Raw genomic sequence first — 23,828 nt, forward strand, 5'->3', positions numbered from 1 at the left:
CATGGAGCGGGGCCGAGCCGCCCTTGCCGTCGGCCGGGCTCGCGGCCCCCTTGGTCCCGCTCGTCCCCGACGAGGTGGAGCAGGCGCTCAGCGCGGCGAGCGCCGTGATGACGGCCAGGCTCCCGGCGACAGCGCGGACGCGGGCATGGCTGGATATGGAGGTACGCATGGCGGGGGTTCTCCTCGGCGCGGGGGCCGGACCCTGCGGACAGGCAGGCCCGGCAGAGCGGGACACCCGCCAAGCTAGATGGAAACGATTGTCACAACCATACTTCGGGAGCCGTAGATGAAAATCATTGCCAACACTTGACCGCACCTTGCCCGGAAGCGCCGACCGGGCGCGGCCTCACAAAAGCCCCCCCCCCGTTGATAACGGCATCCATTTTCATCTAACGTGTCCCTCGTATCGACGATGGAGGTCCCGTTCCCATGGCCGTTCCCAAGCGGAAGATGTCCCGCTCCAATACCCGCCACCGCCGCGCCCAGTGGAAGGCGACCACCCCGCAGCTGGTGCCCATCACCGTCGACGGCTCCGTGTACCGGGTGCCGCAGCGGCTCGTGAAGGCGTACGAACGCGGCCTGATCCACCCGGAGGACTGACGATGACGACAGGCTCGGCTGCCGGTCCCCGGCTTCCGGTGACAGTCCTCTCCGGCTTCCTCGGAGCGGGCAAGACGACACTGCTCAATCACGTCCTGGGCAATCGCGACGGACTGCGCGTCGCCGTGATCGTCAACGACATGAGCGAGGTCAACATCGACGCCACCCTCGTGCGTGACGGCGGGGCCGCTCTGTCACGGACCGAGGAGCGGCTGGTCGAGATGACCAACGGGTGCATCTGCTGCACCCTGCGCGACGACCTTCTGGTGGAGGTCGACCGGCTGGCCCGCGAGGGCCGCTTCGACTACCTCCTCATCGAGTCGAGCGGGATCTCGGAGCCGATGCCGGTGGCCGCCACGTTCGCCTTCCCCCGCGACGACGGCGCCATGCTGGGAGATCTGGCGCGGCTCGACACGATGGTGACGGTCGTGGACGCGGCCAACTTCCTGCCCGAACTGGCAGGCGGCGACGGCCTCGTGGAGCGCGGCCTCGACCAGTACGAGGACGACGAACGGACGGTGAGCGATCTCCTGATGGACCAGATCGAGTTCGCCGACGTCCTCGTGGTCAACAAGCTCGACCTGGTCACGGACGCCGACGCGGCCCGGCTGACGGCCGCGCTCGCGCGGCTCAACCCGGCCGCCCGTATCGTGCCGGCGGAACACGGCCGCGTGGACCCCGCGGACATCCTCGGCACCGGCCTCTTCGACCTGGAGCGCGCCCAGCAGGCGCCCGGCTGGGTCATGGAGCTCAACGGCGACCACATTCCGGAGACCGAGGAGTACGGCATTTCCTCCACCGTCTTCCGCGCCGAGCAGCCGTTCCATCCGGAACGGCTGTGGGAGTTCGTGACCGAGGGCCTCGACGGCGGAGCGTACGGCCAGGTCCTGCGGTCCAAGGGCTTCTTCTGGCTGGCCGGCCGCGACCGGGTGACGGGGCTGTGGTCGCAGGCCGGAAGCGTCGCCCGCTTCGAGCCCTCCGGCACCCGAGAGCCCGGCGGGCAGGCGCAGGAACTGGTCTTCATCGGAACGGAGCTACGTGCCGAGGCCCTTCAACAGGACCTGACCGCCTGCCTCGTGGACCCGGACGAGAGAGGTCCGTGGCCCGACCCGTTCCCCATCTGGGACGTCTACGACACGGACGACGCCTGCGAGCACGAGCACGAACCGACACCTGTGGCGGAGTACGCCTGACTGGGCACTCTGCGGTAACGGACAGGCTCGCCGGTTCGAGCCGGACCTGCCCACCGTGGGCGGCCTCTCCGTCCTCACCTCTCTGGACGAACACGTCGCTCCGAGTGAGATCACGGCCCACATACGGTGGAGTGGTACGGATCCAGCGATGCCCGGGGATTGGCGTCCAAGGGTGCAGGCACCGGAGCCGTACACGCACTCCACCCTGCCGCCGGCAGTGCTGCGCGCACTGCCGGCGGCGCATCAGGAGACACCCAACGGCACCAAAAGAGCTGGTCACCTGTGGTTACAGTTCTGGTTGCGTCCCTCTCTGTACAGCTCTGTCCAGATGCCCTGCCCATCCCCACTGCACCGCAGGTCAGAACGCCCCCGCGCACCCCAGAACCCCAAGACGAAGACTTGGAAAGCGTTTTGGGCGCAACACCTCACGAGTTCGAATCTCGTGTCCTCCGCCGGCTCAGAGGGCCGGAGCGCATCGGCGGACCGGCCCTCTGGCTTTCGCGCGTCTTTGGGGTTTCCTTCCGTCGAGGCGGCTTGATCCGCTCCGGGGGCGCGGGTCGGCCGTACGCGTGACCTTCGGCCCACCGCGGTTGCACGGGCCGGGCGTGCAGTGCCTCAATGGCCCCGGCAGCGACCGCCGCCTGTCGGTAAGGAGACCGGGCATGCCACGGGTCGGAGTGAACGGCGTCGAACTCTTCTACGAGGTGGGCGGGGACGGCGACCCGCTGGTCCTGGTGCACGGCTCGTGGGGCGACCACGGCAACTGGGCCCCAGTCCTTCATGCCCTCGCGCTGAGATTCCGGGTGCTCGTCTACGACCGGCGGGGACACAGTCTGAGCGAACGTCCGCCGGGGCAGGGATCCCGGTTCGAGGACGAGGAAGACCTGGCCGCGCTGATCGAGACCCTCGGGTTCGCGCCGGCGTACGTCGCGGGCAACTCCTTCGGTGCCTCGACCGCGCTCGGTCTGGCGGCCCGGCGTCCGGAACTCTTCCGGGGCCTCATCGCCCACGAGCCCCCGCTCATGGGCATCGTCGCCGATGCCCCCGAGCTGCTGCCGCTGATGGCGGCCACCGGAGAGAAGATCGAATCCGTTCTCGCCCATCTGAGGGCAGACCAACTCCTCGCCGGAGCACGCCAGTTCGTGGAAGAGGTCGCCCTGGGGCCTGGCGTCTGGGACCAACTGCCGGAACAGCTCCGCGAGACGTTCATCGTCAACGCCCCCACCTTCATGGACGAGCAGGCCGACCCGGAGTGGGCGAATCTCGACCTCGGCCGTCTCTCCCGCTACACCGGGCCTGCCCTGCTGACGAAGGGAACGGAGAGCCCACCGTGGTTCGCCACGATCATCGCGCGGCTCTCCGGGGCCCTGCCCGAGGCGGAGACGTACACCTTCGGGGGAGCCGGGCACATCCCCCACGCCAGCCACCCAGACGCCTACGCGAGGCGTGTGACCAGTTTCATCGAAGGAAGCAACCGGCCTTCATAGTTGCTGCGGGCCAGCCAACCAAGCAGAGGGGCACTCCGCGAGCCCCCTCCCCGACACCGGAGACGCATCGACGCCCGTCTTCAGGGACGTCGCCAGACGCGCCCTCGTTGCAGTTCTGGTCGCATTCGCCCTAGTCCAGCGCCGCCCGAAGCCCGGCAGGCAGACCACTTCGCCACAGATCAGGACGCCTCCGGCCACCCGCGGACGGCCGGACGAACAGTTGGGAACCGTGTTTGGGCCCGCCAGGGAGATCACCCCTGAAAATGCCCGCCCCACAGGGAGCACGGCGGGGATCTCGAAGGACACCGCCATGGCCCGCATCGCCTTCCCCACCTGCCATTGGCAGCCGCGTGCCACTACGTGCCGTCCAAGGCGGTAAAAAGCGGTCAGCGCAGGCCCCGCCCGATCAGCCGCGAACCACCCCCATCACTGGTGCTTCCGCTGATCAGAGGCCACATCAGCCCATCAAGCCCCACGCGATCCTTCGGGACAAGCTGTCTTGGCCGGCTGCCTGTACCAACGAACTCCGTTGCTCTACGCCGGAAACCCGTCAACTCCCCATGCGTGACCTGCGAAAACGTTAACTACGCGGCCTTGGGGTAAATCCACCGGACGCCCCGAAAGCTTCGCCGAACGCAATCGGCTCAAAGCTCACAAACCATTAAGAAACAAGCTCAGTCCTGCAGGGTGAACGCCGTGGACAAGACCTTCAGGGCCACGGTGGGATGGAAAAGCACGACGGGGGAAGCCACCATGTTCACCACCCGCACGAACCTCGACCAGACGGCCGCGTCCTTCACCGCGACACGGAAGAGCCTCGTGTTGTACCAGTGCGCGACCCTCGCCCCAAGGGGCTGACGGTCCGGATTCCACATCAGGTCCGAATTGGTGGACAGCGTCCACGGGCCGAGCAGCAATCGCCCCACCCGCTTCTGGTATCCGCTGGCCAGCCCGTCCAGCTGCTTCCCGGACTCGCTGCGGCGGGCCAGCGTCCGGTGCAGCAATTCCGCCTCCATCGCAGCCACGGTCAGCCCCTGGCCGTAGACGGGGTTGAAGACGCAGACCGCGTCCCCGACGGCGATCAGCCGGTCTGGCCAGTTCTTGACGGCGTGATAGGGCCGCCACTGGTTGTCGACGTTGGTGTAGCGATAGGTAGGCTCCTGGACCGTACGGCGTTCGATCTGCTGGGCCAGGCGCGGGTTGTCCAGGCTCTCCGCAAACCGCAGGTAGCCCGTGTCGTCGGTCGGCGGCTGGTCCTGGAAGCCGAACAGTGAGCACGTCCACCGGTTGCGCTCCACGGCCAGCAGGACCCCGGCCCGGGGCACACGGGGTGCGAACAGCATCTGGTAGGCGACGTAGAAGTCCGGGTGGCTCGGGTGGCCATCTTCGGGCCGGTCGAAGTTCATCGACGTGTAGGTGACCTTCGCCTTCACGATCCGCTTCGCGGGAACCGTGACACCGGCCGCGCCCAGCCAGTCCTCCAGTGAGCTGGACCGTCCGGAAGCGTCGACGACCAGATCGGCGGCCAGGTCGATCGGTTCCGCGCCCGGCTGTCGGCACGTCACACCGATCACCCGCCCCGAGGCGTCCCGGGTCAGGCCTGAGCACTGTGTGTCGGCCAACAGCGTGACCTGGGCAAGCGCAAGCACCTTGCGGCGCAGCCGGCGCTCCAGCTCGTCGCGGGTGAAGGTCTGGATCTGCACCCCCGTCCGTCCCCGGGGTGCCAGTCCGGTCGGCAGCAGGAAGTCGATCCCCTGCCCGTAGTCGAACACCGGCGCACCGGCTTCCTGCAGCTCCTCTCGCAGCCCCGGAAACAGCCGCTGCAGGATCTCGCCGCCTTTGGCGAGCATCGCATGCGCGTGATAACCCTGCGGCGCACCCGGATGGGCGCCGGTGTCCTCGTCCACGGCATCCCGCTCGACGAGGATGACTTCCGCGAAGAAATCGGCCAGCACCCGAGCGGTCACCAGCCCCGCGTAACTCCCGCCGATGACAACGGCCTTGCCCCAGGGGCGGTTCGTCTTCATGTCGTCTCCCACGCTTGCTGGTGCAGGGCGAATCACACGGATCAACGATGGCATCGATCACTGCGACACGGCCGGTCAAGGTTGTCACCGGCGAGATCACCGAGCCGCAAAGCCGCCTCCGGCGGCCGGGTGACTGTGGTGATCGGAGGTCCGTGCGGATATGGTGGACGCGCCTGGGGGCGTGTCCGGACAGCCAAGCCACCCGCGGTTGGAAACGTCTCGACTGGCAGGAGCCCCTGGTCCGTCCCACCCTCCCAGCGATGCCGGCATGAAGGGGATAGGCTCTGGACGGTCCCGTGCCGCAGCCGGTACGGAAAACGGGGCTGGACCGGCCGGTGATGCTCGTGCGCTCCGAGCAGCCCGAGATCGCCCGTCGGTGGACGCCACCTGAAAGCGGTTCCCTCCCGCGGATTCCACCGTGACCTGCAGCTGACCTGAGCCGGGCACAACGCGTTCATGGCCTGGGCTGTCATCTGTCCGGCCCTGGGCGCCATGTGCCGGACGATATGCCCGTCCTCCTCGGTTCATCAAGGGGGCCTGGCCGTCGACGCCCAGCGGGCCTATGCCATCGCCTTCCTCGACCCGCGTCAAAGGCAAACCGCAGCGCCTGCCAGAGGGCCCTCAACACGCCTGCCGCAGGTGACGTTCCTGGACTGAACGGTGTTGCGGTCCGGGCCCCGCCGGGGATGTCCGGGCCGCAGCACCGAGGTCAGATACGGTCGGCGACGATCAGGAGGTAGTGGAAGCTGCCCTCCTTGTAGGCGGTGAGGAAGGGGTCCTCGATGCCGGCGGCCACGGACGACTTCGCGCGCAGTTCCCAGTACGGGATCGTGTCCGGGGTCAGGTCGATGCCCTGGATGGGGACGAGATTGTTGGCGGCGAGTGCCTTGAAGTACTCGCTGGGGGGTGGATGTTGCACGTGTAGTGCTCGTCGATCTTGCTGACGGCCTTGGACCGCATGCCGGTGACGTCGTTGGAGCAGCCGGTGATGCAGACGTACCGGCCGCCGTACTCCAGCAGTCGGGAGAACTCGGCGAACAGTTCGAAGAGATCGACGTACATGGTGGTCTCGTTGGTCCAGATCGCGCGCCGCGAGCCGGTGTCCAGGCGGGTGTCGAGCATGAGCTGGCGACGGCCGGCGCGATCGCCGCCTCAGTCTTAGGCACAGCAGTCCTGCCGGCCGCCCAGGCCCACGCCGCCGACGAGCCGCTGCCCTGCCCGCACATCTTCGGGGTGGTGTGCACCTGGACCGGACCCGACGGCGAGGGAGGGCTGCGGCTGCTGAACCACGACGAGTTCTTCCTTCCCGGCGGTGTCCGCAGCGCGCAGAACCAGGACCGCGAGCCCTGGTGCTTCTACACGGGGCCGGCGTTCAGCGGCCCGCGGCTCCAGCTGAACCCGCGCGAAACCAATCGCGACCTCGCTTTCCCGGCCCGCTCGGCCAGGCGGGGATTCTGCGAGGAGTAGCAGAGCGGCGATCGGCGCCATGAGCGCAGAGGGGCGCCCGGGGAGATCCCCGGGCGCCCCGGCATGTGCGGGCCCACCGGCCCCGTACCGGCAGCCCGTACCGGCAGGACCGTCCCGGGCACAGACGAGCAGCAGCCCGACCAGATGCCAGTCACACCCCGTCACAAGAAGGGGTCCAAGGCGAACTCAAAAGCCGCCACAGGATGATCTTGATGCTTTAACTTCCCCTGCTGCCCCTTTGTCGAGATGGTCACGCGTGGCGTTCGCCCCGTACCAGGTTCGCGGTGTCGTCCCAGGTGGTGAGGTCCAGGTCGCCGGCGTCCACGTGGGTGCCGAGCGTGCGTGCGCGGGAGGTTTTCGGGCGGGTGGCGTCGTGCAGGGACTCGACGGCGTCGCACCAGTTGGCGAGGTCGGGGGCCGTGCTGAGCTGATGGGAGCGGGCCGTTGCGCGGCGGGATGCTCTTGCCCGGTTGGTGGGGTCACGCAGGGACATCAGGGCGTGGGTCCAGGCGTTGAGGTCGTCGCGGTAGGCGAAGATCCCGGCTTCGCCGAGGGATTCGACGAGTCCGGGGGTGGGGTGGGCAATTACAGGGATGCCGGAGGCGAATGCCTCCACCACGACGCGCCCCCAGGACTCGTACAGGCTGGGCATCAGCATGACGCGCGAGCGGCTGTAGACGTGTTCGCGCATCTGCTTGCCGGGTACGCCGTCGACGACTTCGCAGTTGGGTAACCGGGGTGGCGGCATGATCTGCTGGCCGTAGGCGCCGCGGACGCCGAGGAAGTTCCATTCGGGTGTCCAGGCGGCGATCTGCCAGAAGAGGTCGCCGCCCTTGTCGGCGTTGAGGTTGACGAGGGTCGCGCAGTCGCCCGGTTCGGTGCGATATTCGTCGGCGATGACGGGCGGGCGGACGACGACCGTTCTTGGGCAGGAATTCCGGAGGATAGCGAGCGTAGTGGATCTCGCCGTCCCGCCGGATCCATTCGCTGTTGTAGACGACGAGATCGGCGCCGGCCGCGTTGTGGAAACTGGTGGCGAAGTTGTCGTGGCAGATCACGATCACGGGTGTCTGGCGGGCGGCGGCGAGGCCCGACACGAGGGGGACGTTCTCGAAGTGGGGCAGGAGCACGTCTGCTGTGTGGGCGTGGGCGGCGAAGTCGGTGCCCTCCTGGTAGGGGACGACGCGCACTCCGTCGATCTCGTAGCTCTTGTCGATGGTGCCGGGGTGGGAGAGCCAGACCGTCACCCGGTGGCCGCGTTCGGCCAGGGGGCGGAGCGTGGAGTGGAGCATCCATTCGGATCCCGCGTTGTGGGCCGGTGGATATCCGTACACCCGGGCCGCGATCGACATGCTGTGTGGCCTGGGGATCAAGGTCGGCCTGTGCGGGCGGGATGCCACCGTGTCCACGTGCTTGAACTCCTTCCGGAGGCGACTTTGGGGAAAAGTGAGGTGCTGGGCGTCTTCGTGGTCCCGCCCGCAGGGGTACCCGGCGCCGCGGCCTCACCGCGCCCCGGGCCCCTGCGGGCGGGGGTACTCCGTGTGGCGACCACAAGGGTGGAGCGCCGGCGTGGTCCGGCCTACGGGTTGATACGGATGAGCGAGGAGGAAGATGCGGGCTGGTCGCCGACGAGGAAACTCAGGCTCGTGTCTCCCGGCATGGCACCGGCCACGGCCTGAACCTCAACCAGTACGGCGGACTTCGAGCCCTTTCCCGCCAGCGCGAGATCGACGCCCTTGACGGTGAGAACCCGCCCGTCGGACGACAAGGTCCCGTCGGGGCACTTCAATTCCACCCACTGGGATCCCTGCATGACCCCCACGATCAGGCGTCCGGTGAAACGCAGCCCCTTGCCCAGAGGCAGGGTCACCGAGACCGTCTGCGGAGGGATCTTCCCGTCGCCGGTGGCCTGCAGTTCGACACCGGGGTACTTGGTCTCGCCGTTGCGGTCCAGCGTGACCGGCCCGCCGGGTGAGACCAGGAACTGGCCTTGGCCCGGGGGCACAGGGCCGATGCCGCCGTCCCCCTTGTAGCGGTAGTACACGCTGCCGAGCTGGAACGCGTCCTCGATCTTGGTGGGATCCCAGCTGAGGTTGCTGACCGACCCGTCGGGGTTGCTGGCCTGGGGCCAGACCAGGAAGCGGTAGTACCCCGGCTTGTCGCCCTTCTGGGCGAGGTTGATCTGGGGCAGCATCGTCTTGCGGCCCAGATCGCCGCGGTCCGTGTGACCGTCGGCCTTCCACAGTTGCGGGACGGGGGTTTCGAGGGAAGGCGTGCCGTCCTCGTGCACCAGCTGGTAGTACACGCTGTGGCTGCCCGGGACGTCCCGCTGGCCCTCGCGCGGGTTGACGAGGTCGATGATGAACTTGTCGCCGGGGATGTAGCCGCTGTCCGACACGAAGCCGAAGCCGGCCTGGCTGTTGGGCGATCCGCCCCAGTTGTTGTCGTAGGGCAGGCGGACGAAGGGCCGGCCCACGTTCGGGGCGTCGTTCCTGTCCCAGGTCGAAGCGAGGACGTCGACCTCCGGAGCGGCCGTGCGGACTTCGCCGTTGTCGAGTTTGACGACCACGCTGATCCGGTACTTGAGGCTGGAGTTGTTGGGGCGGGGGTCCTTGTCGACGTCCAGGTCACCGCGGAGGGTGAAGGTGACCACGTCGGCGCCGTCGAGGAAGGTGCGGTCGATGACCTCGTACTCCTGGCCGGTGCCGCCTTGGCCGCGCCTGACTTCTTGGGCCTGGCTGTCGGTGTTGCCGTCGCCGCGGAAGGAGTAGCGGACCTCCGTGATCCGCACACCCGTCGGGACGCGCATCCGGCCGTCGAAACGGAACTCGGAATCCCACCAGCCGAAGCGGTTCGCGTAGCCGAGCGTCCGGATACCTGACCGTTCCAGGTCCGTGGTGTCGCCGACTGTCACAGAAGTGGTCATTCTGGCTCCTTGTCTTTGGGAACGTTCAGATGCTTACGCGCAGGGATGCTGACGTCCGACCTCGCGCGCAACGGCGCGTTCATACCTCCCAGCCGGGCGTCCTTGGGTGGGTGGGCGACCACCGGGACGACCACCACGGGCGCCGAGGCTTCTCCGGACGGAGACCAGCGGCGCTCTCGACGACGAGGGTCTGCCCGCCATCCGGCAAGGGGCCGGTGTGCGGCTGCGGCCGCACACCACGCATCCGGTTGCGCCGACGTGCGACAGCGCCACGTTCGCCGCTTCCCCCGGCGATGGGGAATGGACCAGGGGGTTCGGCCGTCAGCCCCTGTTCGTCGCCCGCCGTGGGTTCGCAATCGCTCACAGCAGTCGCCCTCTCGCCCCCGGCAGCGAGGCCCTGCCGCTCAGCCCGACGTCGCCCGGTGCAGACCGTGCTGCTGTCACATGAGGGCCTGCGAGATGGAACGAGGGGTGAACTGTCAGGCCCGGTCCCCCAGTTCGCGCGACCGGCTCGCGGTCTGCGTCACTCCACGCGGCACGCGGCTGTCCGCGTCGATCCGGTCCCGCCCATAGCCACATAGCCGCCCGCCCGACTCATGCGCAAAATGCAATGGAACGCCCCGATGATCCGTGAGGTACGCCGGGCAATCCTGGCCCCGGGCCGGGCTCCTGGGGAAAGGGGCCAGGAGAGCGGATGCGGTTCCCTGCCAGCTGAACGGCATGCCCAACTTCGCATCAGATGGCCGCAGGCATCACACATGCACCACGCGAGCACCGCGTCACTGCCTTACCCCGCCCCATGACCCAGCCCTGCCCCATCCGCAACACGGGTTCCCCGTCACGGAGCGCCTCACAATGACCGGGACACACCTGGCCGCGTGTTATCTCACAGTTTGTGACGATGGTTGGTCTCGTGCCTGCCATGCGTCGGTTGTCCAAAACCGTTGCCCTTGGTCTTGCCCGGGTTGGGCCGGTCAGCTCGAATGTCGGCTGGGGACAGACGGTATTGGGTGATGCGAACGTCCGTTGGGGAAGTGCGCCGTACAGTCGACGGAGAGGAGCCGCCCTGTACGGCGCACGAGCCGCCCGTGGTCACGGCCGCACCCTGCGTGACTCGCATAAATGGCCAAATGAGAAACCGCCGCCCCGGCCCCAGTCGGTGACCGGTTTGTCCGGCCTCCTGGTTCTCAATTGGAAACCTGACCCGGGTACGGGCCGCCTGCGACTGGGTGGCCCACGCCGTCTCGACCGGCGAAACCGACATGGACGAAGAACTGGCGCGCCTGCCGCGAGGCGAATAGCCACGCACCGCCCCTTGGGCGGGGCAGTCGTTACGGGTCGGTGTGAGGGATCAGGGGGCATGGATGCCGCGCAGGGCGGCCCGGAGGCGACGGCCCTCGTCCGATGCGGGAACCTTGACCCGCTCGGGGTCCATGGAGGCAAGCCGGGCCACGGCCGCACTCTGGTCATGGCCGCGTACATGCGCGACTTGCAGCCGGTACAGGGCTTTGTGGAGCGCCTGGGAGGCACCGGGCTTGAGCGCGACGACGAACGGGCCCATCGCCGCCCGCAGTTCCGCGACCGGATCCGCCGCCCGTGCCGCGGTCCGGCGCCGGTAGGCCTTCTGGCGGCAGCGCGCACGCAGTACGCAGAATCGGCACGCCCAGCCGTAACGAGCGTGCCGCAGCTGCCGCATGGGCGGCCCGAACCCTTGCCGCCGTCACGTTTGCGCGTGAGGGATGTCCGGCACGCCCGCGAGCACGTCACCCCCTTCAGGAGCTTCTCCGCGCGCCGCACGACGACGAGCCCGCAGGCCAGGCACGGCTTTGGCGGCAGGACCGCTCCGCGGCCGGCCAGCTCCACCCGCCGGGCCGTGCCTGCCTGCCGCGCCGTATCCGGGCGGGACAGCCCCGTGACCGGGTCCGGACACCCCCGGCGATAGCACCGCTCACAGGTCAGGAAGCAGCCGAACACCCAGAGCCGGCCCCGGCCGGTACTCCCGACAACCAGGTACGCCGTCCCGCGTAACAGGTCCGCGCTGCACATCGTGCACGGCCGAGAAACCACACGCATAGCCATAACGAACCCAACGACCCGCAGACATCCGGCACCCGGGACCGGCCCTGCTGCGGACTTGACGGAGCCCGGCAGGCCCTGAACGGGCCGGCATGCGTGCCGACGACTGTGTCACTGACGAGACGCCATAGGAAGTCGCAGGTCACAGCTATCGAATGAGGCCCGCGCATCGGCCATGCTCACTCCGGCCCCGCTGCTCAACTCCCCTTGCGCGGCTAACACCTGGCTCCTTCACAGTGCTGCCCGGGATCGGACAACCGCGTTTTCTCCCAGTCCGCGCCCGCGACACCAACCACATGCCATACAGGCTCCACCCCATCGACGTGCTCCCGCACGCCCCGTCCCGAAGGATGACCGTGTCCACCAACCCCACGCCCTCCGCACCGACCGCTCCCGCCGGCGGCCCCGCCCAGCCACCGGCCGCTCCCCCGACACCGGTCCCGGCGCCCTGGCCGGCTTCCCGGTGGAGGAACACCGCGCTCGCCCTCGGCGCTCTCGCCTACCTCCAGTTCATGGCGATGGTGGTCATCCTCTTGATCCAGTACCCGTCCGTCCGCGGACCGCTCCAGGTGACCGGCGGCATGCTCGTCTTCGCCGGCATGGCCGTGCCCGCCTGGATCGGCGCGGTACGACGACGATGAACCACCCCGCCCACCAGCGCTTACCGGAGTAGCAGCCTGCGGTGCCCCGGCAAGGGCACCGCAACGTTGTCGGACACCATCGTCGCCTGCGGCGGTCGGCACCCCTAGGTGTCGCCGACCGGGCCGCCACTCAAGTCCCTGGGAATACGGGGCAGAATGCCGCTGACCGCGGCACGGCGCGGGTGCAGCGCCCGGTCCAACACGGCGAACCAGTCCGTCGCAGCAAGGAACGGCTTGTCCGCCAGGTGCACGTTCCACTCCAGCAGCCCGGTCCAGCACCGGACCCGCTCCACCGCGATGGTGGAGGCGAACACCGGCCCCGTACCGCAACCGTGGTGACGGACCGCCCACATCACCGGGCGTGCCCCGGGCGTCAGATGGAACAGCGCATGCGGATCCGCACCGTCCCCCGCCCGCCAGACGCGCAACGCCCGGTCAGCCTTCGCGGTGTCCACTTCGAGCACACCCCCGCCATCGGACACCTCGCCCAGGCAGACATCGCACACGGCCACCAGGTCGTCATTCATGCACGGGCTCCGCTCACGAGCGTGGGAAGGCTGCTGCAGCCAGTTTCGAGCCTGCCATGCGCTCTCACTCCACTGAATGGCACGTGGAGATCTGACGGACGACCAGTGGTCGCGGCTGGAGCCGCTGTTGCCACCGATACCGAAGATGGGGAGGCCGGCGCGGGATCGGCGGCAGTGCTTCGACGTGATCTGGTGGCGGGCGAGGACCGGACCGCCGTGGCGGGACATACCCGAGCGGTACGGGCCGGGGGAGGCCGCGTACATGCGGTTCCGTCGCTGGCAGATCGACGGAACATGGGCTTTGATCCTCAAGAAGTTGCAGGTCAGAGCGGATACCGCCGGGCACATCGAGTGGGGGTGCCCGTCGACTCCACGGTCTGCCGGGCCCACCAGCACGCGGTCGGGGCCCGAACAGAGGGGCTCGCGATTCGGGCCGGACGGTCCCGGATGGGCTGGCTGCCGAGCCGGACGCCCACGGCCTCGGACACTCGCGCGGCGGCCTGACCACGAAACTTCCCCTGGCCGTGGACGCCTCGTTCCGACGTCCTGGCGACCGTGGTCACCGCCGGACAGCGCGGCGATACCCCCGGTGTTCACCGAGGTCATGAACCGCATCCGTATTACCCGGCCGGCGGCGGACGCCCACGTGTTCGCGGACCGTGCGTGTTCCTCCCGCTCGATCCGCGAATACCTGCGCCGCAGGCAGATCGCACACACTATCCCGGAGAAGCGTGACCAGGCCGGACACCGTCTGCGGCGCGGCAGCGCGGGTACTCCAGCTGCAGATCGTGATCTTCATGTCTGGGATGCGGAAATCCGTGGACGGACCCGCGGAAGATCACGTACCGTGTGGCCCAACGCCCTGAGATGAACGGAAGGAGGCGAGTGCCGTGCAGTTCACGCCTTTCCAGCGCTCCCTCTTCCGTTGTCCCGGCGTGGTTCGTCAGTTCTGACCGGGAGCGCTCCAAGCAGCCTGTATCCCGGAGGAATCCATGACCGATCCGGTCATCCGCACGCTCACCGCGAGCGACGCACATCTCTTCGACGCACACCCCGACCCCCTGGGCGCCCGTGAAGGCCATCGGCGTACCCAGTTCCGCCCCGACTGGAAGCGCGTCGCCCTGCGCGACGGTGAGGTCGTCGCACGCGGCGCGTGGTGGGGCGGCCCCGACGACTCGGAGCCCGTCAACATCAACTGGTTCGACGTGGCCGAGGGCGAGGAGGAGGCTGGGGCCGAACTCCTGCGCTCCGCGCCCTGGCAGGTCGAACTCGAGATCAACCTGCCCAGCGGCTGGCGGGAACAGACCGACCTGCGCGCCAGCGCCGAGGCCCGCTTCGCCGCCGCACGAGCCGCAGGGTACGAACCCCTGGTGGAACGCTTCCTGTACCGCTGGACCCCGGAGCGAGGTCTGCCCGAGCGACCCGGACGCCTGCGCTTCAGCGCAGAACCCGACGACACCGTGTTCTTCGACGCGTTGCGCCGCATCCACTCCGCCACCCTGGACGCCCACGCACTCACGGCCATCGAGGAGGGCGGCCTCGACCAGGCCGCCCAGGAGGAACTCGACTTCTTCCACTGGTGCCCCTCCCCACGGGAGTGGTGGCAGATCGCGCACACGCCGGAGGGCGACCTGGCCGGCATCCACATCCCGGCCCACAACCCCTCCGGCCCGACCATCGGCTTCATCGGAGTCGTCCCGGAACAGCGCGGTCGCGGCTACGCCTACGACCTCCTCGCGGAGTGCACCCACCTCCTCGCCGAGCAGGGCGCGGAGTTCATCGGCGGAGCAACCGACCAGGGCAACTTCCCCATGGCCGCAAACTTCGCCAAGGCCGGCTTCCCCGTCATCCGTGAACGCATCAACTTCTCCCCGGCGCGCCAAGCGGCATAGCCAGGCGTAGCGCGCGGTGAGCGGTCCGGTCCGAGGGCAGGACCGGACCGCTTGCCAGCGCCCGGCAGCATGTCGGCCGACCGTGTGATCGACAGCGGGCGAGGGAGGCGGAGTCGGGGGTCGACACAGAGGTACGGCACATGCCGGGCGACGGCGAACCGGTCAGGGAGATCCTGATCGACGACACCGACTTCCCGTGGCTGTCGGGCCACTTCAGTGGAATAACCTTCGGACGGCTCGCGGAGATCTGACGGACGAACAGTGGGAGCGCCTGGAGGCGGTGTTGCCGGAGTTACCGGTGATGGGGCGCAAGCCGAGGCGTCCTGGCCACGGCTGTCACCGCCGGGCAGCGGGGCGACGCGCCGCTGTTCACCGCGGTGGGTCATGAACCGCATCTGCGTGCCCCGGCCCGGCGGAGGCCGCCCCAGAACCCGTCCCATCCACGTGCTCGCCGACCGGGCGTACTCCTCCCGCGAGATCCGCGAGTACCTGCGTCGACGGCAGATCCCGCACACGATTCCCGAGAAGCGTGACCAGGCCGGCCACCGACGCCGCCGCGGGAGCGCGGGCGGACGCCCGCCCGCCTTCGACCGCGAGAAATACAAGGCCAGACACGCGGTCGAGAACCGGATCGGCTTGCTGAAGCAGGCCCGAGGCATCGCGACGCGGTACGACAAACTCGCGGTCCGCTACGAAGCCACCGTCCAACTCGCCCTGATACGCCAAGCACTATGACCACATCTCAAACACGCCTTAGTAGCCGCACTTCTGCAGGCCGGCCCGGATGCCGGCCTCGCCGTCCACGTAGGGGGCGTAGGTCCACGCGTAAATGTGCAGCGAGTACCCGAGGTGGTTGTAGTACTCGGTTTTCGTGTGGTACCAGCGGTTCCCCTGGTCCAGCATCTTTCCCTTGTCGCTCCAGCAGTCGACCTCGATACCGTCCGTGACGTTCGGATTCGCGTTGTAGATGAGGTCCTGCTGAGTGGCCTTGTCGGCGTTGTCAATGACGTTGTAGTCGTTGTACAGCCCCACGTTGTGCCCGGTGGTCAAGTGGATTCCCATATCCGTGATGGCCGCGCTCGCCGGGGTGGCGGCCAACACCCGGCCTCGAAGGACGACGCCGAACGCGTCGTCGTCCGCATCACCCCACGCAAGATCGTCGGCTCGCTCTGACACACGCCTCCGGCAGCCGCCCCCCTGCAACTCCGTTACAAGACAGTGCCCTACAGGGCGCGGCGGCCGCCGGACCGGACGTAGCGGCCGGCAGCGCGGCCCTGTCCGAGGGGCTCGGCGATCTGCCCGCAGAGCAGCGCGAGACGGCCGGCGGCCTCCTGGTCGGTCAGGTAGGCGGGGGCGACGTCGAGCATCAGACAGCCGATGGCGTGGTTGGTCGCCGCGCGCACGTCAACCACCCGCCGGCGTCGGGCCGGCATCGCGCGCGAGGAACACGAGGAACCCCAGCACCGCGCGATCCCCGCCGCAGCCGCCCAACCAAGCCCCCCACCTCCATCATCGGGCGCAGAGAGACGGGCAGAAGGGGGCCTCTCCGGATCCGGCCGGAGCGGGGATGCCTGCCCCCCACCGCACCCGACCATGGGGTCTGAACTGGGGTTTTCCCGTCGCATGCCGGAACCGGGGTGTACCGGATACGCGTACCGAATGGCGTACCAGATACGGCAGTCCGGCGGACAAGCCTCCCGAACCGGGCCGCCAACCGTCGCGGCGGGCCACCGGCCCGACGCCCCCACCCGGCAACGAGACACCGCCCAAAGCGGTTCCACCTCGGGTAACCCGCCCACCGGGGAGTGTCGTCCCTGAAAGGGCGGGGGCGCACCGCCTGCCGGCGCGCGCAGAGATGTCCACTGGAATCTCGGCTGGTGTGGCTGCGCCGCCAGCAGGTGTCCCGTCCGTGTCCGCTCAGGCCGCCACCCGCGAGCGACGGCCCCTGGGTGTGACCCCGGGCCCGGGGTCACACCCAGGACACCGGGATCATGCGTCGGCGGGGAAAGCGAAGGAGACGTAGTGCAGGGTGTCTAGTGGATTAGCCTTCCGGCGGATGACGTACTTTTGCCGAGGCGCTTTTTGCCGCCGCAGTTCTTCTCGGTGTAGGCCCAGAGCACCGTGTCGGTGTGGTTATAGGGCGCAAACGCGAACTTGGCCACTCCGCTGGTTACTTCCGCGACGTCTTTGCAGATGCCGGTTGCCGGGTTGACCAGTTGAACGGCTACCACATGACCGTTCTCATCGGTGTACTTGTAGTTGAACTGTCCGGTCGCAACGGCGGAGGCGGAGCCGGGAGCGGCGACAAGCAGCACCAGGGCCGAGACGGCAGCAGTGGTGACGGCGCGTAGACAAGTCAAGACAGGGGGTCCTCACGCGTCAGGGATGTACTCAGACGCTTACCGGCTGCCCGGGAGAGTTCCCGGCCAGCCGTTTCACCCGAACCAGGACGATCGACATGTGTCCGCGCCCGGTTCGGATCGCCCCTGGTCAGACACCGGTCCTCTCGCGTAGGGCGGCCGCCCCGCCGCGCGGGCGGGACGGTCACCACGGGAGGCCACGGCACGGGAGCCAGGGAGGTGCCGTGCCGTGCCAGGCCGGCCTACAGGCCGCTGGTTAGGTTGCCGACGGCGGTCTCGACGCCCGTGACCGCATCCTGGCCCGTAGCGACGAGCGCACCAGCGGTGCGGCGACGTCCGCCGAGGCGGGCGTGGCGAGGACACCCAGGAGCGCGGCGGTTCCCAGGAAAACGGCAGCGATACGACGCATGACAACAGGCCTTTCAAAGAAGGCGGGTTGACGCCCGACCCGGCAAACGGACCGAGTCATTCCGTAAACCGCTCAAGCCGATGATCGGACACGCCACTCACCCGGACGAGTACACACAGAAACGATTCCCCGTCCGCGGAGGTGCCCTCCCCTCCAATGCCTGCCGTACACCCTTCAGAGCCCCGCCGGCCGACGCCCTTGCCCCCCGCCAACGCTGAGCCGGGCGGTGAAAGGGCTGCCCGGAGCGTGTTTCCGGTCCTTTTCGCCCGCCCAGGCGCTTACCCCGGAACCGACGAGGTGTCCGGCCGGGATCGCGACGGTCCCGGACACGAACAGGAAGAAGGCCGCGTTCTGGACTACGTCCGCGAATTCAACACCGCCCTCGCCCCCTGGCGCCGCGAGCCGACCGTCCGCGAGTTCATCCACCGCATCCGCTCTGAACTCGGCATCACCGCCTGAGTCCCGGTAGGCAGCCGGGTCATACGACTGCGCATACGGCCCCAGATCTCCTCCTCCTGATCAAGCCGCTCCACCACTGGAGCGCCCTGACCGGGCAGGCTCGACCTCCTTACGGGCACATACCGTGACGGGACCCGGCCGTTTCCCAGATATGGAACACAGTGAGCAATCGGCACAGCTGGCGCCCTCCATCGACAGGCACAACAGCTTGTCCAGGCTGGCGCGCGATCTATGGGGCAGGCGCAGGTTGAGAGCCGCCGCATCGGGGAGCTTGTCGAGGCAGTGATGTCGACGGGCGCCTCATGGACTGAGCTGGGAACTCTGCTCAACGGTATCGATGATGCCCCTCCCCCGGCCGGGCTGTCGCGAGCGTGCCTTCCGGCGCTCCGCCGGCCGCCGAGAAGGGCGTGCGCGAGGACGGGGCAGCCACGCTGACGGTCGCCAAAGGGATCAAGTTCCAGGTGATCGAGCCCGACAAACAGTGCTGGTTGCGCGGCTACGACGCCGCGCAGCGTTACCGGGAGCGGATGGGTGATCTGAAGGTGCCCTACGGGCATCTGGAGGGCACCTACTCGCTGGGCCGATGGCTGTCGGACCAGCGAGCGCGTGCTGCGGGCCGGGCAGATGAGCAGCGAGCGGGCCGCCGAGCTGGAGACGCTGGGGATCGTGTGGGACATCATCGCCTTCCCCCCGTAGGAAGGCGGGACGCCCGGCGTGCCCACTGGCCGTCGATCAGCAGGCGTGCCCGCCCGCTCGTGGTCACCGAGGCCGGAAGGAGGCGGCTAGCACGGAGACGGTGGCCAGGTCAGCCAGGAGGCTGCGACCGCTTGGGCCTGATCGGCTCAGACCGGCCCGGACGAGGAACAACGTCGGCAACAGGCGCCGGGCCCCTTTCCGGGTGCCTGGCCCCACTAGTACCAACGCTGTCCGGGCGCGCTGCCCTTGTCCCACTGCTGGACGCGGGCGCCGTTGCGGGTGGAGGAGTTCTCCACTTCCAGGACCTTGCCGGACCCATAGTTGGTGACGTACCAACTCCCGCCATAGCTCTTGATCCAGAGCATGCCCCTGGCCTGCGGGTTGCAGGTCCACTGCTGAACGGTGGCGCCGTTCGACTTGCTGCCGTTCTCCACCTCAAGGCACTTGCCGGAGTGGGCATTCTTGATGAAGAACTGCTGGCCCGGGCCCACCCATTCCCATTCCCAGCCGGCGCCGGGCTGACCGTTACAGTCCCACTGCTGGGCATGGGCGCCGTTCTCGGTGCTGGAGTTCTCGATCTCCAGGCACTTCCTGCTGTTCCCGTTGACGAACGACGTCGAGCTGGCATTGCTTGCAGTCGGCGTCAGTAGAACCAGCGACCCTGCGGCCACGGCCATGGCCGCAGCCCTTCCCATGAACTTCACAACGAACCTTTCACAACCAAAACATGACGACCGCGGCGACGTTGCCGTTTGCATGCGAACACCGGCCCATCGCCCCAGCCCAGGACACGGACACTTCTGCGACGGGAAATCCACCCGTGCACCGTCGTCGCGCCCCGGCCCACACTCTCCACGTGCGTGAAGCCGTGATCAATACCAAGATCATCTACAATCGGTGCGCCACACTCACCAATCAACAACCACCAGGAGAACCGACCGTGGAACGGCATGAGATGGAGGCGTTCCTGACGCTGGCCGAGGAACTCCACTTCCGCCGCACCTCTGAACGCCTCGGCCTGGCTCAGGGCCGGGTCAGCCAGACCATCCAGAAACTGGAACGCCGCATCGGCGCCCGCCTGTTCGAGCGCACCAGCCGCAAAGTGGCTCTGACCCCAGTGGGAGTGAAACTGCGCGACGACCTTCTGCCCGCCTACCAGCAGGTGCAACGGGCCCTCGCCGATGCCACGGCTGCCGCACGGGGTACACGCGACGTGCTCAGGGTCGGCTACTCCAGCCCTATGGCAGCTGAGCTTGTCCTCAAGACCGCCGACAAGCTCGCCGCCCGCTGTCCCGGCGCGGAGATCCACATCCAGGAGATCCAGCTCTCCGACCCCCTGGGACCGATCCGAAGCGGCCAGGTCCATTTGCAGATCACCGAACTCCCCGTCGACGAACCCGACCTGGCCCACGGCCCCGTCCTCATCGCAGAGGACCGCAAGCTCCTGGTCCACCACCAGCACCCGTTCACCCGCTCCGCCGCGGTGACACTGGAGGACCTCGCCACCACAACCATCATCACGTTCAAGGCGGCCATACCCCCGTACTGGCAGGAATACCACTGCCCGAACCAGACCCCCGCGGGCCGGCCCATCCCTCACCTCGTGGCCGGCTACTGGCAAGAGGCACTGGCCATGGTCGGCGCCGGCAGAGGCATCACCTTCGCATCCGCGCAAGCCGAGCAGTACTACGCCCGCCCCGACACCGCCTGGCTGCCCTTCCCACACCTGCCCCGTTTCGAATACGCCGCCGTCTGGCCCCGAACCAGCATCAGCCCCCTCGCCCGCGCATTCCTCCAGACCATCCATGAGAATGCCCCTCGCCTCCCGGCTAACAGCAGCTCCCAATAGCACGTGCCATCAGCAGGAGCACGGCTCGGAAATCGAGCGTCGTCACCGCGGCAAGGAGCTCACCCACGAGTTCCCCGAACTGCCGGACGATACCTGCCCGCTGCGCTTGGTGGAACTCAAAGAAGAGGAAGCCCGGGACTACGGTGAGCGGGCTGCCGCCTCTGCGACGGGCGGCACTCGCCTGGTACCTGGACGGCCTCACCACCAGCCAGATCAGCAACGCCCTCGACATGCCTGGACCGCCTCGATGGTGAGCACCTTGGGCACCTCGGTGGACAGATCGATCCCGGACTCGGCCATCGCCTCGATGAGCGCCGGGTTCACGGTCTCGGCCGGGGCGGACCCGGCCGAACGGCCCTCCACCCGGCCGGCGGACAGGTGCGTGAGGAAGGCGGCGGCCATCTGGGAGCGTCCGGCGTTGTGCACGCACACGAACAGCACGGACGGCTTGCCGATGACCAGGGACCTGTTGGCGATGCGGGACTGGCTGCTGGCCGAGGGCATCACGCTGGTGGGTATGGAGGCGACCGGGATCTACGTGCGACGTGAGGGTGCATGGGCAAAGTGGGAGGCACCGATTGGAGGTTCGGCTGATGCCGGAGGTGTAGTACTCAGGCCAGTGCGCACGGCCTGTCTTCGCTCCGACGTGCGTCGCGGGTAACCGCGGGGTGCGAAGCTCGGAGAAGAAGCCCAAGGACCCCTGTACCACCCAGGGGTTACAGGCGAGGAGAAGACCGGCGGGAGTCCGGAGACCCGGAACTCCCGGCTCCGCTCGGCTGTCAACACGGTCAGGCGGGGTGATGGGCGAATGCGAGTGAACCCCTGATGAGGCTTCGTGACAGTGACCCCCGCCGGTGGAATGTTCGAGTGGGGCCATAGGGACTGGCCGCTGGAAAGCGGCAGGTGCCGGCCGGAGCGTATGTGCCGGTCGGGAGCGCACCACCGTCTTCGGAGTAAAGGGGGCGCCCTGCCCGGTCGCAGCTTGCTCATGTGCAACACGACAACCCCGATGGGGTCCAGGCGCTGCCTGGTAAGCCGACCGCGAGGAAGGCCGAGTTCCCCAGCGGGCGCAGGATGGCCCAAGAAGCGAATGCCGGTGGCCGAAAGGCAGCAGGAAACCGGGGCCGCAGGCCGGGACCTCTCCCGGCGGCTCCCGCATAACTGGCCGGATAAGGACAGCTGTCCCGGCCTGAAAGGGCGCTGACGTGGGCCGGGTAAGCCTGTGAAGAGATCGATGGATGACGGCACCGGAACCGAGGGGCAAGTTGGACGCCATGACGACGCAGACGGGTGGGGCGGCGCAGACCGTCACGGCCGCTGTCGGCGTGGTGAACGGACCCGAGGACGATGTCACCGACTGGGCCGGGATCGACTGGCCGCAAGTCGAGGACGACGTACGGCGTCTGCGGCAGAGGATCTTCACGGCATCGCAGGCAGGGGACCTGAAGAAGGTCCGCAATCTGCAGAAGCTGATGCTCCGCTCCCGCAGCAACGCTCTGCTGAGCGTGCGGCGGGTCACGGAGCTCAACGCTGGCCGCGCGACAGCCGGGATCGACGGGAAGACGGCGCTGTTGCCGCAGTCCAAAGCCGAATTGGCGGACTGGGTGCAGCATCGTGCCAAGCCGTGGACTCCCCGGCCGGTCAAGCGGGCGTACGTGCCGAAGCCCGACGGGCGTCGGCGCGGCCTCGGGATTCCCGTGATCGCTGATCGGGCACTGCAAGGTGTCGCGTCGGCCGCGCTGGAGCCCGAGTGGGAGGCCCGGTTCGAGTCGAGATCGTATGGATTTCGGCCCGGCCGGGGCTGCCAGGACGCGATCCAGGCGATCTATGTGACCGCGCGCGGCGCGAGCTGCAAGCGGCTGTGGGTGCTGGACGCAGATCTGGCGGCGGCGTTCGACCGGATCGACCATGATCACCTTCTTGCCTCGCTCGGTACGTTCCCCGCCCGGGGACTGGTCCGGGGGTGGCTGAAGGTCGGTGTGGTCGAGCGAGGTCATTTCACGCCGACCGACGAGGGCACCCCTCAAGGCGGTGTGATCAGCCCCGTCCTGCTGAACGTGGCCCTCCATGGGATGGAGCAGGCCGCCGGAGTCCGCTACCACCCGTCCTCGCATCGTGATGCCGGGACGGCGGTGCCGGGCTCCCCGGTTCTGGTCAGATACGCCGACGATCTTGTGGCTCTGTGTCACTCACGTGATCAGGCCGAACAGGTCAAGGCGAGACTGGCCGGGTGGCTGGCGCCGAGGGGGCTGGCCTTCAACGAGGACAAGACGCGCATCGTGCACCTCGATGAGGGCTGTGACTTCCTCGGGTTCAACGTCCGCCGCTACAACGGCAAGTTGCTGATCAAACCGAGCGATGCGGCCGTCAAGCGGTTGAAGAGACGGCTCGCCGCCGAGATGCTGGCCCTGCGCGGGGCGAACATCGAGGCGGTACTCATCAAGCTCAACCCCGTGATCCGGGGCTGGGCGGCCTACTACCGGCATGTGGTGTCCAGCAGAGCGTTCAACGATGTGGACGACTATCTGTGGAAACTCACCTACAAGTGGGCCAAGTACACCCATCCGCACAAGCCGAAGAAATGGATCACAGCCCGCTACTTCGGCAGGTTCAACCGCTCCAGGCAGGACCGTTGGGTGTTCGGCGACCGTCAATCCGGCGCCTACCTGCTCAAGTTCGTCTGGACGAAGATCGTCCGGCATGTGCTGGTCAAGGGCTGGGCGTCACCCGACGACCCGTCCCTGACCTGCTACTGGGACCAGCGGCGCCGCCGCAGCAGACCCCCGCTGGACCGCACCGGCCTGAGCCTTCTGCGGGCCCAGCACGGACGCTGTCCGCTCTGCCGGGAACTGCTGCTGCACGCCGACCGCGAGCCACAGAACCCCCAGGAATGGGAGCAGTGGTGCACCACGGTCCGCACGGCGGTCCACCGACAGGTGATCACCGCCGATACGGCTTCCCGGAGGCCGGACGGCCCCTTCATGCTCCGTCTCGTTCACACGTACTGCCACCGCCGAACCGGCCTCGGCAGTACGGCACTTCTGCCTGCCCGCGAGCCTTCGGGGCTTGCTTGAGCCGGTTGCCTGGAAAGCGGGCACGGCCGGTTCTGAGGGGGCGGCGGCGTAGCAATGCGCCGCCGCTACCCGACTGGAAACCGGTCTTCTACGTGCTCGAGCACGAGATGGAGTGCTGGCTGCTCAACGCCCGTCACATGGAGGC

At 68.2% G+C, this 23,828-nt stretch carries 20 protein-coding genes and 4 pseudogenes; 13 read left to right on the forward strand and 11 right to left on the reverse strand.

All coding sequences use genetic code 11. The annotated features are described in order from the left end of the window. Nucleotides 1–429 precede the first annotated feature (429 nt). The 3 genes from rpmF (at nt 430) to ACIQ8J_RS32965 (ending at nt 3,280) form a co-directional block, all read left to right on the forward strand. Complete coding sequence (rpmF, locus tag ACIQ8J_RS32955) at nt 430–600, forward strand: 50S ribosomal protein L32 (RefSeq protein ID WP_403276515.1); 171 nt, start codon at nt 430–432, stop codon at nt 598–600. 2 nt (nt 601–602) lie between these two features. Continuing rightward, on the forward strand, nt 603–1,793 hold the full coding sequence (locus ACIQ8J_RS32960; RefSeq protein WP_403276514.1) for a GTP-binding protein: 1,191 nt from the start codon (nt 603–605) through the stop codon (nt 1,791–1,793). Nucleotides 1,794–2,455: 662 nt separating this feature from the next. After that, the gene (locus ACIQ8J_RS32965; RefSeq protein ID WP_403276512.1) at nt 2,456–3,280 is read left to right on the forward strand and encodes an alpha/beta fold hydrolase; all 825 of its coding nucleotides are present in this window, start codon (nt 2,456–2,458) and stop codon (nt 3,278–3,280) included. Between the two features lie 674 nt (nt 3,281–3,954). Here ACIQ8J_RS32965 and ACIQ8J_RS32970 read toward each other — a convergent pair. After that, entirely contained in the window at nt 3,955–5,307 is a 1,353-nt protein-coding gene (locus ACIQ8J_RS32970; RefSeq protein ID WP_403608047.1) for an FAD-dependent oxidoreductase, read from the reverse strand. Nucleotides 5,308–6,016: 709 nt separating this feature from the next. Beyond that, nucleotides 6,017–6,429 (reverse strand): annotated as a pseudogene (locus ACIQ8J_RS32975) (SAM-dependent methyltransferase); the annotation flags it as partial. Between the two features lie 102 nt (nt 6,430–6,531). On the opposite strand from ACIQ8J_RS32975, the gene ACIQ8J_RS32980 reads away from it, so the two are divergent. Beyond that, a complete protein-coding gene (locus ACIQ8J_RS32980; RefSeq protein ID WP_403608057.1) occupies nt 6,532–6,774 on the forward strand; it encodes a peptidase inhibitor family I36 protein in 243 nt (80 codons plus the stop codon). Nucleotides 6,775–7,024: 250 nt separating this feature from the next. On the opposite strand, the gene ACIQ8J_RS32985 is transcribed toward ACIQ8J_RS32980, so the two are convergent. Both ACIQ8J_RS32985 and ACIQ8J_RS32990 read right to left on the reverse strand, forming a co-directional pair. After that, a complete protein-coding gene (locus tag ACIQ8J_RS32985; protein ID WP_403276508.1) occupies nt 7,025–7,522 on the reverse strand; it encodes a glycosyltransferase family 4 protein in 498 nt (165 codons plus the stop codon). Nucleotides 7,523–8,353: 831 nt separating this feature from the next. Then, nucleotides 8,354–9,700, reverse strand: coding sequence for a hypothetical protein (locus ACIQ8J_RS32990; RefSeq protein ID WP_403276507.1), 1,347 nt, complete (start codon nt 9,698–9,700; stop codon nt 8,354–8,356). A gap of 1,199 nt (nt 9,701–10,899) precedes the next feature. Here ACIQ8J_RS32990 and ACIQ8J_RS32995 point away from each other — a divergent pair. Beyond that, nucleotides 10,900–11,001: a DUF6192 family protein gene (locus ACIQ8J_RS32995; RefSeq protein WP_403608059.1), complete on the forward strand. Its 102-nt coding sequence runs from the start codon at nt 10,900–10,902 to the stop codon at nt 10,999–11,001. Nucleotides 11,002–11,051: 50 nt separating this feature from the next. Here ACIQ8J_RS32995 and ACIQ8J_RS33000 read toward each other — a convergent pair whose 3' ends face one another. Continuing rightward, nucleotides 11,052–11,396, reverse strand: a complete 345-nt coding sequence (locus tag ACIQ8J_RS33000) for a hypothetical protein (protein WP_403276505.1) — start codon at nt 11,394–11,396, stop codon at nt 11,052–11,054. Nucleotides 11,397–12,132: 736 nt separating this feature from the next. Here ACIQ8J_RS33000 and ACIQ8J_RS33005 point away from each other — a divergent pair. After that, nucleotides 12,133–12,417, forward strand: a complete 285-nt coding sequence (locus ACIQ8J_RS33005) for a hypothetical protein (protein WP_403608049.1) — start codon at nt 12,133–12,135, stop codon at nt 12,415–12,417. A gap of 104 nt (nt 12,418–12,521) precedes the next feature. Here the strand turns inward: ACIQ8J_RS33005 and ACIQ8J_RS33010 are convergent, their stop codons facing one another. After that, entirely contained in the window at nt 12,522–12,944 is a 423-nt protein-coding gene (locus tag ACIQ8J_RS33010; RefSeq protein WP_403276502.1) for a hypothetical protein, read from the reverse strand. A gap of 76 nt (nt 12,945–13,020) precedes the next feature. Between ACIQ8J_RS33010 and ACIQ8J_RS33015 the strand changes: the two genes are divergently transcribed. From ACIQ8J_RS33015 to ACIQ8J_RS33025, 3 genes and pseudogenes are all read left to right on the forward strand, one after another. Then, entirely contained in the window at nt 13,021–13,815 is a 795-nt protein-coding gene (locus tag ACIQ8J_RS33015) for a transposase (protein WP_403276501.1), read from the forward strand. Between the two features lie 121 nt (nt 13,816–13,936). Next, entirely contained in the window at nt 13,937–14,836 is a 900-nt protein-coding gene (locus tag ACIQ8J_RS33020) for a GNAT family N-acetyltransferase (RefSeq protein WP_403276500.1), read from the forward strand. A 381-nt stretch (nt 14,837–15,217) separates the two neighbouring features. Further along, nucleotides 15,218–15,571, forward strand: a pseudogene (locus tag ACIQ8J_RS33025) (transposase); the annotation flags it as partial. A gap of 18 nt (nt 15,572–15,589) precedes the next feature. Here the strand turns inward: ACIQ8J_RS33025 and ACIQ8J_RS33030 are convergent. The 3 genes from ACIQ8J_RS33030 to ACIQ8J_RS33040 form a co-directional block, all read right to left on the reverse strand. Next, nucleotides 15,590–15,898: a hypothetical protein gene (locus tag ACIQ8J_RS33030; RefSeq protein ID WP_403608051.1), complete on the reverse strand. Its 309-nt coding sequence runs from the start codon at nt 15,896–15,898 to the stop codon at nt 15,590–15,592. A gap of 161 nt (nt 15,899–16,059) precedes the next feature. Then, entirely contained in the window at nt 16,060–16,239 is a 180-nt protein-coding gene (locus ACIQ8J_RS33035) for a hypothetical protein (RefSeq protein WP_403276498.1), read from the reverse strand. A gap of 630 nt (nt 16,240–16,869) precedes the next feature. Beyond that, nucleotides 16,870–17,151, reverse strand: a complete 282-nt coding sequence (locus tag ACIQ8J_RS33040) for a hypothetical protein (RefSeq protein WP_403276497.1) — start codon at nt 17,149–17,151, stop codon at nt 16,870–16,872. A 751-nt stretch (nt 17,152–17,902) separates the two neighbouring features. Between ACIQ8J_RS33040 and ACIQ8J_RS33045 the strand changes: the two genes are divergently transcribed. Both ACIQ8J_RS33045 and ACIQ8J_RS33050 read left to right on the forward strand, forming a co-directional pair. Beyond that, nucleotides 17,903–18,064, forward strand: coding sequence for a hypothetical protein (locus ACIQ8J_RS33045; protein WP_403276496.1), 162 nt, complete (start codon nt 17,903–17,905; stop codon nt 18,062–18,064). A gap of 527 nt (nt 18,065–18,591) precedes the next feature. Beyond that, a pseudogene (locus ACIQ8J_RS33050) lies at nt 18,592–18,639 on the forward strand (hypothetical protein); the annotation flags it as partial. 336 nt (nt 18,640–18,975) lie between these two features. On the opposite strand, the gene ACIQ8J_RS33055 reads toward ACIQ8J_RS33050, so the two are convergent. Next, nucleotides 18,976–19,437, reverse strand: coding sequence for an RICIN domain-containing protein (locus tag ACIQ8J_RS33055; protein WP_403276494.1), 462 nt, complete (start codon nt 19,435–19,437; stop codon nt 18,976–18,978). Between the two features lie 179 nt (nt 19,438–19,616). Here ACIQ8J_RS33055 and ACIQ8J_RS33060 point away from each other — a divergent pair, with 179 nt between their 5' ends. Continuing rightward, nucleotides 19,617–20,609, forward strand: coding sequence for a LysR family transcriptional regulator (locus ACIQ8J_RS33060; protein WP_403608053.1), 993 nt, complete (start codon nt 19,617–19,619; stop codon nt 20,607–20,609). A gap of 231 nt (nt 20,610–20,840) precedes the next feature. Here ACIQ8J_RS33060 and ACIQ8J_RS33065 read toward each other — a convergent pair. Then, a pseudogene (locus ACIQ8J_RS33065) lies at nt 20,841–21,113 on the reverse strand (hypothetical protein); the annotation flags it as partial. 770 nt (nt 21,114–21,883) lie between these two features. Here ACIQ8J_RS33065 and ltrA point away from each other — a divergent pair. Continuing rightward, complete coding sequence (gene ltrA, locus ACIQ8J_RS33070; RefSeq protein WP_403276491.1) at nt 21,884–23,683, forward strand: group II intron reverse transcriptase/maturase; 1,800 nt, start codon at nt 21,884–21,886, stop codon at nt 23,681–23,683. Nucleotides 23,684–23,828 lie beyond the last annotated feature (145 nt).

Source organism: Streptomyces sp. NPDC094147 (assembly GCF_044764265.1).
Taxonomy (GTDB): domain Bacteria; phylum Actinomycetota; class Actinomycetes; order Streptomycetales; family Streptomycetaceae; genus Streptomyces.

What these genes read in the sequence shown, in the direction of transcription:
- ACIQ8J_RS33015 (WP_403276501.1), top strand. Translation starts at nt 13,021, where the DNA reads ATGGCACGTGGAGATCTGACGGACGACCAGTGGTCGCGGCTGGAGCCG.
- ACIQ8J_RS33030 (WP_403608051.1), bottom strand. Translation starts at nt 15,898, where the DNA reads ATGGGAATCCACTTGACCACCGGGCACAACGTGGGGCTGTACAACGAC.
- ACIQ8J_RS33055 (WP_403276494.1), bottom strand. Translation starts at nt 19,437, where the DNA reads ATGGCCGTGGCCGCAGGGTCGCTGGTTCTACTGACGCCGACTGCAAGC.
- rpmF (WP_403276515.1), top strand. Translation starts at nt 430, where the DNA reads ATGGCCGTTCCCAAGCGGAAGATGTCCCGCTCCAATACCCGCCACCGC.
- ACIQ8J_RS32985 (WP_403276508.1), bottom strand. Translation starts at nt 7,522, where the DNA reads ATGCCGCCACCCCGGTTACCCAACTGCGAAGTCGTCGACGGCGTACCC.
- ACIQ8J_RS32990 (WP_403276507.1), bottom strand. Translation starts at nt 9,700, where the DNA reads ATGACCACTTCTGTGACAGTCGGCGACACCACGGACCTGGAACGGTCA.
- ACIQ8J_RS32960 (WP_403276514.1), top strand. Translation starts at nt 603, where the DNA reads ATGACGACAGGCTCGGCTGCCGGTCCCCGGCTTCCGGTGACAGTCCTC.
- ACIQ8J_RS33010 (WP_403276502.1), bottom strand. Translation starts at nt 12,944, where the DNA reads ATGAATGACGACCTGGTGGCCGTGTGCGATGTCTGCCTGGGCGAGGTG.
- ACIQ8J_RS32970 (WP_403608047.1), bottom strand. Translation starts at nt 5,307, where the DNA reads ATGAAGACGAACCGCCCCTGGGGCAAGGCCGTTGTCATCGGCGGGAGT.
- ACIQ8J_RS33000 (WP_403276505.1), bottom strand. Translation starts at nt 11,396, where the DNA reads ATGCGGCAGCTGCGGCACGCTCGTTACGGCTGGGCGTGCCGATTCTGC.
- ACIQ8J_RS32965 (WP_403276512.1), top strand. Translation starts at nt 2,456, where the DNA reads ATGCCACGGGTCGGAGTGAACGGCGTCGAACTCTTCTACGAGGTGGGC.
- ACIQ8J_RS33020 (WP_403276500.1), top strand. Translation starts at nt 13,937, where the DNA reads ATGACCGATCCGGTCATCCGCACGCTCACCGCGAGCGACGCACATCTC.
- ltrA (WP_403276491.1), top strand. Translation starts at nt 21,884, where the DNA reads ATGACGACGCAGACGGGTGGGGCGGCGCAGACCGTCACGGCCGCTGTC.